Below are 12,910 nucleotides of genomic sequence, written 5' to 3'. Positions count from 1 at the left end.
GCGGGTTGCTGGCCGTGCTCGCCGGGGCGGAGATCTGCTCCGTCCCCCTGGCACCGCTGCACATCATGCTGCACCAGGGCATCGCCGGAATTCCGTCGGTGCTGATGGGGCTGGTGATGATCCTGATGGGCGTCGCGGTGTGGGCCGCCCCCCACTACCGGGGCCTCGCCGGCATCCTCACCGTCCTGGCCGCCGCGGCGGCGCTGGTGATGTCCAACCTCGGCGGCTTCCTCCTCGGCACCGTCACCGGCCTTCTCGGCGGCTCCCTGATCTTCGCCTGGCAACCGGTCCCCGCACCGCCGGAACCGTCCGGCGACCACTCCTAGGGTCTCCCCCGGCCCACGGCACCCCGGCGTCCTCCCCCCACGGACCTGACGGTGCCTCCGCACCCCCGCGCACCCGTGCACCTTCCGCATGTCCCCTCGCCCTCAAGGAGACCTCATGCACCGCACCCGTACCGTCGTCACCGCCGCCACCGGACTCGCCGCGGCCCTCGGGCTCCCGCTGGCCGTCGGCGCCCCGGCGACCGCGCAGCCGCGGCCCCAGGCCGTCGCGGGCTCCACCACCGTGACGCCCGCCGGGCACTCCTTCAGCGCCGCGCTCAGCGGCTCCGCCACCTTCACGGCCGGCTCGGTGACGGTAACCTGCAAGGCCTCCGGTGCCACCGGAAAGGTCCCGGCGGCGCCGGGCAACCAGAACGCGGCGGGCCCGGTGAGCAGCGCCGTCAGCGCCCCCACCTACAGCTCCTGCACCGCGAGCATCCCGGGTGTCACCGCCACCATCACCACGTCCGGCGACTGGGGCGTGAGCATGCAGAACGGCACCCCGGCGACGGCCGGACTGGCCATGCCCTCGGGCGGTTTCGTCCTCAAGACCAGCGGGCTGGCCAGCTGTACGGTGACCGCGGCGCCCACGAGCGCGGCGACCGTGAGCGGCGCCTGGGCCAACGGTTCCCCGTCGACGCTGACGTTCACCAAGGCCGCCGTGCCGGTGACGGTGACCGGCGGCTTCGGCTGCCCGACGAGCGCGACCACCTCGGCGTTCAGCGCCACCTACAACGTCACCGACACCACCGACCCGGCGTCGCAGATCACCGTCACCGGCTGAGCGGGCGGCGCGGCGCCGCCCGCCCTCAAGGGCCGCCGTCCCTCACCGCGTGGTGAGGACGGCGACCGCCGCCACCGCGGACGCCACCACCACGAGCGTCCCCCCGGTGAACGCCAACAGCAGGCGGCGGCGCAGCACCCGGTAGACGCCCTGGTACTCGGCCCGCAGCGAGACGCTGCGGGCCGCGACGCGCCGCAGGTACTCCCGCGAGACATCGGCGTGGTCCTGGCAGTAGCGGCGGGTGACCTCGGCGCGCTGGCTCTCGGTGAGCCAGGGGAGTCCGGTGCAGAAGGCGTCGGCGCGGGAACGGGCCCGGCCCTTCTCCGCCTCCCACAGCAGATATCCCTCGATCTCGTTGATCGCCTCGTCGGTGCGCATGCCCTCGCTCATACCCGGGCCTCTTTCGCACCGTCCGCGGTGATCCCGGTCCGCGCCGGGCCGTCCAGCGCGTCCGCCTCGGCGGCGATCTCCGGGTGGTGCAGGTCGAATGCCGGGGATTCCGAGCGGATACGCGGCAGGGACGTGAAGTTGTGCCGCGGCGGCGGGCAGGACGTGGCCCACTCCAGCGAACGGCCGTAGCCCCACGGGTCGTCGACCTCGATCTTCTTCCCGTACTTCGCGGTCTTCCAGATGTTGTAGAAGAACGGCAGGACCGACAGGCCGAGAAGGAACGAGAAGATGGTGGAGACGGTGTTGAGCGCGGTGAATCCGTCGGCGGCGAGATAGTCGGGGATACGCCGGACCATTCCCGCGGCACCGAGCCAGTGCTGGACGAGGAACGTGCCGTGGAAGCCGACGAACAGCGTCCAGAACGTGATTTTCCCGAGGCGCTCGTCGAGCATCTTGCCGGTGAACTTCGGCCACCAGAAGTGGAAACCGGAGAACATCGCGAAGACGACCGTACCGAAGATCACGTAGTGGAAGTGCGCCACGACGAAGTACGTGTCGGAGACGTGGAAGTCCATCGGGGGCGACGCCAGAATGACACCGGTCAGACCACCGAAGACGAACGTCACCAGGAAGCCGATGGCCCAGAGCATCGGGGTCTCGAAGGACAGCGAGCCCTTCCACATCGTGCCGATCCAGTTGAAGAACTTCACACCGGTGGGCACCGCGATGAGGAACGTCATGAAGGAGAAGAACGGCAGCAGCACACCGCCCGTGACGTACATGTGGTGCGCCCACACCGTCACCGAGAGGCCCGCGATGGAGATCGTCGCCGCGATCAGACCGATGTAACCGAACATCGGCTTGCGCGAGAACACCGGAATGACCTCGGAGATGATGCCGAAGAACGGCAGCGCGATGATGTACACCTCGGGGTGGCCGAAGAACCAGAAGAGGTGCTGCCACAGCAACGCGCCACCGTTGACCGCGTCGAAGATATGGCTGCCGAATTTCCGGTCCGCCTCCAGGGCGAACAGCGCGGCCGCCAGCACCGGGAAGGCGAGCAGGACCAGCACACCGGTCAGCAGCACGTTCCAGGTGAAGATCGGCATGCGGAACATCGTCATGCCCGGGGCGCGCATGCAGATGATCGTGGTGATGAAGTTGACCGCGCCGAGAATCGTCCCGAAACCGGAGAACGCCAGGCCCATGATCCACATGTCACCGCCGATGTTCGGCGAGTGGATCGCGTCCGACAGCGGCGCGTAGGCGAACCAACCGAAGTCCGCCGCGCCCTGCGGCGTCAGGAAACCGCCGACGGCGATCAGGGAACCGAAGAGATAGAACCAATAGGCCAGCATGTTCAGCCGGGGAAAGGCGACATCGGGCGCGCCGATCTGCAACGGCATGATCCAGTTCGCGAAGCCGGCGAACAGCGGCGTCGCGAACATCAGCAGCATGATCGTGCCGTGCATCGTGAACGCCTGGTTGAACTGCTCGTTCGACATCAGCTGCGAGCCGGGACGGGCCAGCTCGGCGCGCATCAGCAGCGCCAGCAGGCCGCCGAGGCAGAAGAAGGCGAACGACGTGACCAGGTACATCGTGCCGATGGTCTTGTGGTCCGTCGTCGTCAGCCATTTCACGGGGTGTCTCATGCCCGGTAGGTGTCCGGCGGCGCCGCGCGCTTCACCGCTCATGCCTCCCGGGGACGGTGGGAAAATTCACCGTTCCCCCGTGTGAAGATCGGAGCCATGCCGGACACCTACGGTTCATGAGCACGGACGACGCCTTCGCCGCGGCCTACCGCGCGCACTACTGGGCGGTCAGCCGCTTCGTGGCGCGGCGGCTGGACGGGCAGGCACACGAGGTCGAGGAAGTGGTGGCGGAGGTCTTCTCCATAGCCTGGCGGCGACGGGCGGAACTGCCCGAGTCGCCGCTGCCCTGGCTGTACGGAGTGGCCCGCAACTGCCTCGCCAACACCGTGCGCGGAGTGAGCCGCTACCGCCGTCTGCTCCAGCGCATCGGCTTCCACGAGACCACCCGGCAGTCGCAGGTCGTCCCGAGCCCCGACACCGAACGCCCCGGCTCCTGGGTGCACGAGGCGCTGGCCCGCCTCTCCCCCGCCGACCAGGAGGTGCTGCGGCTGACGGCCTGGGAGGAACTGACGCTCGACGAGCTGGCCGTGACGCTGGGCTGCGGCCACAGCGCCGCGGCGATGCGGCTGCACCGTGCCCGCCGCCGTCTCCGCACGGAGATCGACCGTATGCAGATGACCGTGTCCCTTCGCGCGGGAGGCGCCGACGATGACTGACGAACTCGACCTGTTGCGCGCGGCCGATCCGGTACGGGCCGACGAGGGCCCCTGGCGCGACCGCCCGCTCACCGCCCCCGCCGAGCGGCAGCTCAACCGGCTGCTGCACCAGCGCGACGCCCGGCGGGTGCGCCGCGGCCTGGTGCTGCGGGCGGAGGCCGCGGTGTGCGCGCTGGTGGCCGTGGTCACCGCCGTCACCCTCTCCGTGGCGGGCTCCGTCCCGGCGGCGGCGACCCCGGGGCCGCTTCGCCCGGACCCCGGCTCGTCCGCCGTCCCGCTCGGCGAGATCGCCCGCCGGGCGGCGGGGCTCGCGGCCGGCAGTACGGAGGTGGCGCGGCGCGGCAGCCATGTCCAGTCGTGGTCGCTGAGCATGGAGGCGGGCCCGGACGCCGCGCCCCCGGTCACCGTCCCCGAGGAGAGCATCACCCGGTGGCGGGCGGACGGCAGCGGGGAGGAGCTGGTGGTGGCGACCGACCCGCGGCATCCGGGCCGTCCCGTGATCGACGACACCGGGGGCCGCTGGCGCACGGTCAACGACGGCAAGGTGGTGCACCGCCGGACCTACCCGGCGGGCACCGGCGGCTCGGGCGTCGCCGCCCGGCGGCCGCCCACCGACCCGGCCCCGCTGCGCGACTACCTCGCCCGTCTGTACGGCGGCGCCGACCGCCACACGCCGCAGCTCCTGATGGCCCTGACCGCGTTCCTCCAGCAGTGGACGCCCGGCCCCCGGGAGACCGCGGCCGTCACCCGGCTGCTGCTGGACGCGCGGGACCTGCGCCCGGCGGGCGAGGTCACCGACCGTCTCGGCCGCCGGGGGCAGGCGTATGTGTACGACGGGCCGGACGGATCGACGGACGCCACCCGGCACCTGGTCGTCCTCGCCCCGGACACCGGCCGGGTCCTGGGCACCGAGGTGACGTTCACGAAGGACCTCCCCGACTTCAAGATCAAGAAGGGCGATGTGCTGTCGTACGACGCCTGGCTGAGGTGACCGTGCGGCGCCCCCGGGTGGCGGGCCGGGACGAGGGCGCCGATGCTGGAGGAACGCGACGATCCGGTGGCGCGGTGGCCGTGAGGCACCGCGCCACCTCGCGTTCTCCCACAGACCGGCTACGGAGTGCGGTCGTACGTGCGGCTGGCGTGCACGGCGTGGTCGCGGACGGTGTCCACCCCGTTCCCGGTTGCGGCGATCGCCGCGAGATGGATCACAACGGGGCACTCTCCCGACGAACCGCCGAAGACAGGTTTGCCCTGCAAGCAGCGGGTAGACGAGCTGCTGCGCGGTCGACCGCGCACTGTCCGTGATGACCCGTTCTGCACCTATGGTCGACCTTTGCCCGTCAGGCCATGGCGGGTCCTGTCCCCGTAGTCGTCCCAGAGAGCGCAGGCGAGCGAACACGTGCCGACGCATTCCACCGTCGCCCCCGGGCCCCGTACCGATACCGCGAACGCCCCCGAGGTGACCGTCGTCGAGCCCGCGATGGTCAAGCGGGCCGTGTCGGCGGCCGCCCTCGGCAATGCGATGGAGTGGTTCGACTTCGGCGTCTACAGCTACCTCGCGGTCACCCTCGGAAAGGTCTTCTTCCCCTCCGGGAACCCGACCGCGCAGTTGCTGTCGACGTTCGGGGCCTTCGCCGCCGCGTTCCTCGTCCGCCCCCTCGGCGGCATGGTCTTCGGTCCGCTCGGCGACCGCATCGGCCGGCAGAAGGTCCTCGCCCTCACCATGATCATGATGGCGGCCGGCACCTTCGCCATCGGCCTGATCCCCTCGTACGCCTCCATCGGCGTCGGGGCCCCGATCCTGCTGCTCGCCGCCCGCCTGGTCCAGGGCTTCTCCACGGGCGGTGAGTACGGCGGTGCCTCCACCTTCATCGCCGAGTACGCGCCCGACAAGAAGCGCGGCTTCCTCGGCAGCTGGCTGGAGTTCGGCACCCTCGCCGGCTACGTCGGCGGCGCCGGCCTGGTCACCCTGATGACCGCCCTGCTCTCCACCGACGACCTGCTTTCCTGGGGCTGGCGCCTGCCGTTCCTCATCGCGGGCCCGATGGGCATCATCGGCCTGTACCTGCGGATGCGCCTGGAGGAGACCCCGGCCTTCGCGCAGCTGGAGAAGGAGGCGCGGACGAAGGAGAAGGAGCGCCGCGAGGCCGAGAAGCGCATCGGCCTGCGCGAGATGATCTTCGGCCAGTGGCGGGCGATGCTGCTGTGCATGGGCCTCGTCCTGGTCTTCAACGTCACCGACTACATGCTGCTGTCGTACATGCCGAGCTATCTGACCTCGGAGCTGAAGTACGACGAGACCCATGGCCTCATGGTCGTTCTCGGGGTGATGGTCCTGATGATGTGCGTCCACCCGTTCGCGGGCCGCCTGAGCGACCGCTTCGGCCGCCGCCCCGTCATCGCCGCGGGCTGCCTGGGCTTCCTGGTGCTGTCGATACCGGCGCTGCTGCTGATACGCCAGGGCTCGCTGCCCGCCATCGCCCTGGGCATGGCCGCCCTCGGCCTGCTGCTGGTCACCTTCACCTCGACGATGCCGTCCACCCTCCCGGCGCTGTTCCCGACCAAGGTGCGCTACGGCTCCCTGTCGATCGGCTTCAACATCTCCGTCTCCCTCTTCGGCGGCACCACGCCCCTCGTCGTCACCGCCCTCATCGGCGCCACCGGCAACCGCATGATGCCCGCCTACTACATGATGGGCGCCGCCGTGATCGGCGCCATCGCGGTCATGCTGATCCCCGAAAGCGCCCGCAGGCCCCTCCCCGGCTCCCCGCCCGCCGTCGAAACCCCGGCAGAGGCCGCCGAACTCACCGGGGCCAGCCGGCCGTCGCGGCACCGGGTTCCCGCGGGGTCGACCGCCTGACGGTGTGTGGGGTCCGGTATCCGGATGTTGCGCGGGCCCGCCCCTCATGTTTGAGGGGCGGGCCCGTCCATGTCTCCGTAGGGCCCATGCCGCACGACGGCTTCATCAGCAATGGTGAAGACCACAATTCCGTCAACGGACTCGCACAGGCCCTGACCTGGGAGTGGTCCACCCCGGCGTGGTCAGCATAAGAGCCGCAGGCCAGACGCCTTGTCACCGCTTGGAGGAGGACACGAAAGGGCCCCGCCGACCTGCGCGGGCAGGCTGGCGGGCCGCCTCATGGCGTGAGTGACGCGTCACTCCGGCGGCTGGCTGTACCTCTCCAGCGTCGCCTTGCTGGTGGACCGGTCCACGAGCCGCAGTTCCCAGGGGCCGGTGTTCACGTCGAAGTCTTTGCCGAAGCCGACCCACTTCCCGGCCATGCGTCGGCCGGTCGGCTCGACCAGGAGTTGGATGGCACCGTGGTAGCGGGCTCCGTTGTAGTAGCCGTCTGCGGCCGTCTGCTCGACCCACGTACCCGTGACCACGTTGCGATCAACGGACAGGTCCAGCGTGAGCGGGCTGTCCGGATTGCTGCTCGCCCCGGGCGGACTCTGAGCGGTGAGCCGGTTTCCGTGCTGGACGATCACTACGTAGTGCTTGCCCTCGTACGAGTCGCCCCGGCTCGAAGAGAAGAACTCGTAGCGGCTGAGCCACACCCCCGAAAACGTCTCCTCGCCCGGCTGCGGGGCGGACTGCGCGCCTGCAACGGCAGATGTGACACCGGTTGCACTGGTCTCCATGTCATGTCCTCCCTTCCCGTCTGCGTGGACTCGTGCCGTCGGCACCGGCAGGGTGAATCCCAGAGCCTCGACCGGACGGCCGGTGACCCGTTGCAAGGCCCTGGCGTACACGCCCCGAGGCGTCTTGCTCGTGCCGGACTCCCAGCGCTGCACCAGACGCTTGGAAGCCTCGTTCGGCTCCCCCAGTTCCGCACCTGCCCGGCGGAGCGCCTTGGCGAAGTCGTCTTGGCTCAAGCGCAGACCGATACGCACGGCCCGCAGCACATCATTCGGCACCACGGCGGTCGTCGTCATGACGTCAAAACTAGACCGAACCGCCATGCAGTGACACCGGTTTGACGCCCTGGGAGGCGTCCTTGACACCCCACTGAGTGACGCCCAGGCGACACCCGAAGCGTCGTCGTTCCGACCGACCGGCGGCGGGAACATCGCCTCACCAACCGGGCCGGGCAGCGGAAGGCCCTCCGGCCGGACATTCGGCTCTGAGGTGATCTACCCCAGCAGCGCCGCCGGGAAGCGGTTGCCCCCATGGCCTCTGCCGACTGGCCCCCTGCAAGTGCCCCCGATGCTCCTCAAAGACCAGGAAGGCACAGACATGACGATCACCGACACGACGAAGACCGTGTACGACCTCATCACCCCGGAACTGAGGGCCGCCCTCATCACCATGGTCCGCGAGGACTCCTGGCCGGAGATGACCGACGACCAGGGCGAGCGCGGCATCAACCAGGTGGCGGCCTTCCTCGCCATCGCCGCGAACACCACGGAGCGGGTCACGCCCAGCCTTCGCGTCGATCTCTTCTGGCACGCGCTCGTGCTCCACACCAAGCACTACGCCGAGTTCTGCGAGGCGCTCGGCGGCGGGTTCATCCACCACGTCCCTGACCGCAACAACGGCCACAACCCCGCCGAGGGACGGGCCGCGATGCGTCGGACGGCCGAGGTGATCCAATCGGCCGGCTTCGACGTGGACCCGGAGTTCTGGCCGGTCAACGGCGCGGCCGACTGCACCCAGAGCTACGCGGGCTGCTCCGACAGCCCCGTTGCCAAGTAGCTCCACCACAAGCGGAGCAACTGGCCCACCAGAGCCTCAGCCGCCCCGTAACGTGCCGGGCGGCTGTCGCCGTGAAACGAGAACGGACAAGTAGTGACTGACTCTCGCAGCACCGCATGGGACACCTACTCGCAGAGCAAGCCCCAGCGGCGGAAGACCAACGCCAAGGGCGAGACCACGTGGTTCAACTGGACCCAGTACCCGGACCACGGCCCCGGGGCCGACGTGCTCCACCTCAACCCCGGTGACAGCGTGCTCGACCTCGGGTGCGGGTCCGGCGGGAACGCCGCTCACCTCGCCACGCTCGGCATGAAGGCCGTGGGGGTCGATCTCTCCGCCCGGCAACTCGACAAGGCACGCGAGCGGTGGCCGGGCGTGGACGGGATGGAACTCCACCAGGCCGATGCCCGCACCTACCTCGGAGACACCTTCACGGTCTTCGACGCGGTCTACAGCGTGTTCGGCGCCGCCTGGTTCACCGACCCCGGTCTCCTGCTTCCGATCGTTCACGCGAACCTCAGGCCCGGTGGTGTGTTCGCCTTCTCCCAGCGGCCCCCGGTCGAAGGGTGCTACGGCTGCCAGGCGTCGTACATCCCGCGCGGGTCCGATGAAGACCCCGCTGTCGTCAAGCGGTGGGACTTCGAACCCGATGTGTGGGTGCTGATCCTCAGGGAACACGGCTATGTGGACGTATCAGCCACCGTGATCGCCCCACCCCCGGGGAGCCGGCGCACGGGCACTCTGCTCGTGCGAGGCGTCCACGGAGGCCAGAGGTCGGCGGCATTCGCCTGAACCGTCGAAGCCCCGGACAGCCACCCCTCACAGGGCAGCCGCCGGGTGACGCGCATCGGTCGCGCTGCGCCGACCGGGAAGCCTGCGAATCGTCCTCACGACGCCAGGTGCGGTGCCCGTCCGTGTCTCCGTAGTGCCCATGCGGCACGATGTCTCCATGAGCATTGTGAAGATCAACGTGCTGACCGTGCCGGCCGAGCAGCGTGAGGTGTTGGAGCAGCGTTTCGGGGCGCGGGCCGGGACCGTGGACGCGGCGGACGGGTTCGAGTGGTTCGAGTTGCTGCGGCCCGTGGACGGCACCGACAAGTACCTCGTCTACACGCGGTGGAGGGACGAGGATGCCTTCCGTGCCTGGATGGAGGGGCCGATGAAGGCCGCGCACCAGGGTGGCGGTGAGGGGGGCGAGCGGCCGCGGCCGGCCGCGACGGACTCCACGGTGTGGTCGTTCGAGGTCGCGCAGCAGGCCGGTCCGCGTCAGGGCTGAGGCGTGAGGGGGCGCCGTGAAAGGGGGTGCGGTGCCCCCGTCGGCGCCCCCACAATGCGGCCATGAATGACGCCGCGCCCGCCGCCTGGACGTACGCCGCAGAGCCGGTCGGTTCGCCGGCCGCCGTGGCGCTGCTGCGGGAGTACTACACCGAGGTCGCCGACCGCTACTACGTGTTGCACGAGGGGCGCAGCTCCACTCCCGAGGAGATCGAGGAGGGGGTGGCGCAGTATCCGAGCGCCGATCTGGCGCCGCCGCGCGGGGTGCTGCTGCTCGCCCGTCACCGGGGTGCCGTGGCCGGGTGTGCCGGGGTGCGGCTGCTGGACGCCGCGACGGCGGAGCTCAAGCAGCTGTTCGTCCGGCGGGACCGCCGTGGCGAGGGCGGCGCGGCCGGGCTGCTGCGGGCCGCCGAACGGGCCGCGGTCGCGCTGGGCGCGGAGCGCGTCCGGCTGGACACCCGGCTCGACCTCGTGGAGGCCGTCGCGCTGTACCGGCGGCACGGCTTCGCGGAGATCGCGCCGTACCACGACGATCCGTATGCCGAGATCTTCTTCGAGAAGCGGCTGACCGCGCCGCGCTGACTCAGGTGGCCAGGTCCTCCGGGCGTGCCGTCCTCGGCGGGGTGGGGGGCGGGGGCCGCCGGGTGTCGCGGCCCGGTTGGTCGCCGTCCGCGCCGCCCAGTTCCCCGGCGAGCTGGTCGACGAGTTCGGTGAGGTCGGTGGGGCGTTCGTCGGTCCACCAGTCGCCGAGCATCCGGGCCAGGGATTCCCGGCGGGCCTCCGCGAGCCGCCGGGCCGCCTCCCGTCCGCGGTCGGTGAGGGTGAGGGTCAGTCCCTCGCGTGCGGCCAGTCCGCGCTCCTCTATCTGCCGGGTGGCCTGCGAGATCACCGTGAGGGGGATGTCGTTGCGCCGACTGAGCAGGGCCGGTTCCACCGCGCCCTGGCGCTGGATGCGCAGCAGCATCCAGCTGGCGGCGGGGACGAGGTCGAGGCCGGCGCGCTCGGTGATCTTCTCGTAGATCCGTCTGCGGCCGTCGCGGCTGCTCAGACGGGACAGCGCGCGGGCGCATTCGTCGTGTGAGGACCGGTCGACGGGGGTGGAGGAGAGCACCTCGGTGGTGTCGGGCGCGGTGACGCTGCTCCGCAGGGGCTCCTCCTTGAGGAAGAAGGCGAGGACGAAGGCGGCCAGGACGACGGGGGCGGCGTAGAGGAAGACGTCGGTGATGGAGGTGGCGTAGGCATGGAGGACGTCGTGGGCGACGGCGGGCGGCAGCCGGGAGATGGTCCGCGGGTCCTCGGCGACGGTGGACGAGGTCATGCCGGGTGGCAGCGGGTGTCCGGTGAGGGCGTCGGCGATCCGGGGGCCGAGCTTGTTGGTGAAGATCGTGCCGAAGATGGAGACGCCGAAGGAGGCGCCGATGGAGCGGAAGAACGTGGCGCCGGAGGTGGCCACGCCCAGGTCCCGGTAGGCGACGGCGTTCTGCACGATGAGCACCAGGACCTGCATGACGAGGCCGAGCCCGAGCCCGAAGACGAAGAAGCAGCCGCTCATCACGGCCACACCGCTGGACGGCTCCAGTTGGTGGAGGAGGAGCAGTCCGACGATGGTGACGGCGGTGCCGGCGATGGGGAAGATCTTGTAGTGGCCGGTGCGGCTGACGATCTGCCCGGACGCGGTGGACGACAGCAGCATCCCGAAGACCATGGGCAGCATGTGCACCCCGGACATCGTCGGTGTCACGCCCTGGACGACCTGGAGGAACGTCGGCAGATACGTCATCGAGCCGAACATCGCGAAGCCGACGATGAAGCCGATGACCGCGGTGATGCCGAAGCTCCGCACCCGGAAGAGGCGTAGCGGAAGGACGGGCTCCGCGGCCCGCCGCTCGGCGAGGACGAACGCGGCGAGCAGCACCAGACCGAGCACCCCCAGCCCCACGATCTGCCAGGAGCCCCAGGGATAGCTGACGCCGCCGAGTGAGGTCATCAGGACGAGGCAGGCGGCGACGGCGGCGATCAGGGCGGTGCCGGGGTAGTCGATGCGGTGCGGGGTGCGGTGGGCCGGTATGTGCAGTACGGCCGCGATCACGGCGAGGGCGACGGCGCCGATGGGCACATTGATGTAGAAGACCCAGCGCCAGCTGAGGTGGTCCACGAACAGTCCGCCGAGCAGCGGTCCGAGGACGCTGCTCCCGCCGAAGACCGCGCCGAAGAGTCCCTGGTACCGGCCGCGGTCGCGGGGCGGCACGATGTCGCCGACGATCGCCATCGACAGGGCGATCAGCCCGCCGCCGCCCAATCCCTGGAGCGCGCGGAAGGCGATGAGCTGCGGCATGTCCTGAGCGATCCCGCACAGTACGGAACCGATCAGAAAGAGGACGATGGCGGTCTGGAAGAGCTTTTTGCGCCCGTACTGGTCGCCGAGCTTGCCCCACAGCGGGGTCGCCGCCGTCGACGCGAGCAGATAGGCGGTGACCACCCAGGAGAGGTGGTCGAGCCCGCCGAGATCGCTGACGATCGTCGGCAACGCGGTGGCGACGATCGTCTGGTCGAGTGCGGCGATGAGCAGGCCGAGCAGCAGTGCCCCGATCGCCACGAGGACGGTCCGGCGGTCCGGCGCGCCGGGAGCGGCCGGGGTTCCGGTGCGGTGCGCCATGAACGCCTCCTCCTTCTCCTCGGGCCTTCCGGCCTTCCTCTCCATACTGGTCGGTCGGGCGGGATACGTCCTGCCGGACCGTGGACATCCGGCCGCGGCCGGGACGGCATCGGGGGCGATACCGGGCGGATGTCGCCGAGTGCCTGCGCGGAGCGGGGCGGCCTTTGGATAATCACTCCCGCTCCAACGGATCCAATGACGCAAGGCACCAGAGAAGCGAGGGCTCCGAGGAGGGACCGCTGTGGCCGCAGGGACCTGTCCGCACTGCTCGGCACCGGTACGCGGCGGCGGGCGGCCCGCGTGTCTGTGCGCGGCGGCCGCCGCCGACGACTTCGACCCGCTGGCCGTCCGCCCGTACGTCTCCCTGCCCAACCCGCCGGAACCGGCCGCTCCGCGGGACCGCGCCCCGGGGACGGCACCGCCGTACGGCCCGCCCGTCTCCCCCGCTCCGTCCGGCGCCCACCGGGCCCCGGGCGCG

General features: G+C 70.5%; 12 protein-coding genes and 2 pseudogenes. 10 read left to right on the top strand and 4 right to left on the bottom strand.

Translation table 11 applies throughout. From position 1 onward, the window contains the following. The coding region (locus tag AC51EU_RS19605) for a DUF6114 domain-containing protein (protein ID WP_496268301.1) at positions 1-326 on the top strand (326 nt) is incomplete at its 5' end. A gap of 115 nt (positions 327-441) precedes the next feature. Continuing rightward, a complete protein-coding gene (locus tag AC51EU_RS19600) occupies positions 442-1,107 on the top strand; it encodes a hypothetical protein (RefSeq protein ID WP_496268300.1) in 666 nt (221 codons plus the stop codon). Between the two features lie 42 nt (positions 1,108-1,149). Here AC51EU_RS19600 and AC51EU_RS19595 read toward each other — a convergent pair whose 3' ends face one another. Next, on the bottom strand, positions 1,150-1,497 hold the full coding sequence (locus tag AC51EU_RS19595; RefSeq protein ID WP_496268299.1) for a hypothetical protein: 348 nt from the start codon (positions 1,495-1,497) through the stop codon (positions 1,150-1,152). After that, positions 1,494-3,137 (bottom strand): annotated as a pseudogene (ctaD, locus tag AC51EU_RS19590) (aa3-type cytochrome oxidase subunit I); the annotation flags it as partial. The pseudogene ctaD and the gene AC51EU_RS19595, both read right to left, overlap by 4 nt. A 128-nt stretch (positions 3,138-3,265) precedes the next feature. On the opposite strand from ctaD, the gene AC51EU_RS19585 reads away from it, so the two are divergent. The 3 genes from AC51EU_RS19585 (at position 3,266) to proP (ending at position 6,665) form a co-directional block, all read left to right on the top strand. Next, positions 3,266-3,805 (top strand): RNA polymerase sigma factor, encoded by a 540-nt coding sequence (locus tag AC51EU_RS19585; RefSeq protein ID WP_496268298.1) that lies wholly within the window; start codon positions 3,266-3,268, stop codon positions 3,803-3,805. Next, positions 3,798-4,796 (top strand): CU044_5270 family protein, encoded by a 999-nt coding sequence (locus tag AC51EU_RS19580; protein ID WP_496268297.1) that lies wholly within the window; start codon positions 3,798-3,800, stop codon positions 4,794-4,796. The genes AC51EU_RS19585 and AC51EU_RS19580 overlap by 8 nt, the downstream gene beginning before the upstream one ends. Before the next feature lie 408 nt (positions 4,797-5,204). After that, positions 5,205-6,665 (top strand): glycine betaine/L-proline transporter ProP, encoded by a 1,461-nt coding sequence (gene proP, locus AC51EU_RS19575; protein WP_496268296.1) that lies wholly within the window; start codon positions 5,205-5,207, stop codon positions 6,663-6,665. Positions 6,666-6,961: 296 nt separating this feature from the next. On the opposite strand, the gene AC51EU_RS19570 is transcribed toward proP, so the two are convergent. Next, positions 6,962-7,741 (bottom strand): helix-turn-helix domain-containing protein, encoded by a 780-nt coding sequence (locus tag AC51EU_RS19570; protein WP_496268295.1) that lies wholly within the window; start codon positions 7,739-7,741, stop codon positions 6,962-6,964. A 301-nt stretch (positions 7,742-8,042) separates the two neighbouring features. Between AC51EU_RS19570 and AC51EU_RS19565 the strand changes: the two genes are divergently transcribed. The 4 genes from AC51EU_RS19565 to AC51EU_RS19550 all read left to right on the top strand — a co-directional run bounded on the left by AC51EU_RS19565 (position 8,043) and on the right by AC51EU_RS19550 (position 10,358). Further along, on the top strand, positions 8,043-8,501 hold the full coding sequence (locus AC51EU_RS19565) for a glycine-rich domain-containing protein (RefSeq protein ID WP_496268294.1): 459 nt from the start codon (positions 8,043-8,045) through the stop codon (positions 8,499-8,501). A gap of 93 nt (positions 8,502-8,594) precedes the next feature. Continuing rightward, positions 8,595-9,293, top strand: coding sequence for a class I SAM-dependent methyltransferase (locus AC51EU_RS19560; RefSeq protein WP_496268293.1), 699 nt, complete (start codon positions 8,595-8,597; stop codon positions 9,291-9,293). A 157-nt stretch (positions 9,294-9,450) separates the two neighbouring features. Further along, the gene (locus AC51EU_RS19555) at positions 9,451-9,777 is read left to right on the top strand and encodes an antibiotic biosynthesis monooxygenase family protein (protein WP_496268292.1); all 327 of its coding nucleotides are present in this window, start codon (positions 9,451-9,453) and stop codon (positions 9,775-9,777) included. Between the two features lie 62 nt (positions 9,778-9,839). After that, positions 9,840-10,358 (top strand): GNAT family N-acetyltransferase, encoded by a 519-nt coding sequence (locus AC51EU_RS19550; protein ID WP_496268291.1) that lies wholly within the window; start codon positions 9,840-9,842, stop codon positions 10,356-10,358. A gap of 1 nt (position 10,359) precedes the next feature. Here the strand turns inward: AC51EU_RS19550 and AC51EU_RS19545 are convergent, their stop codons facing one another. Further along, the gene (locus AC51EU_RS19545; protein ID WP_496268290.1) at positions 10,360-12,432 is read right to left on the bottom strand and encodes an MDR family MFS transporter; all 2,073 of its coding nucleotides are present in this window, start codon (positions 12,430-12,432) and stop codon (positions 10,360-10,362) included. 241 nt (positions 12,433-12,673) lie between these two features. On the opposite strand from AC51EU_RS19545, the pseudogene AC51EU_RS19540 reads away from it, so the two are divergent. Next, positions 12,674-12,910 (top strand): annotated as a pseudogene (locus tag AC51EU_RS19540) (hypothetical protein); the annotation flags it as partial.

This window comes from Candidatus Streptomyces philanthi (assembly GCF_059553635.1).
This window is presented reverse-complemented; position numbering and strand designations above follow the sequence as displayed.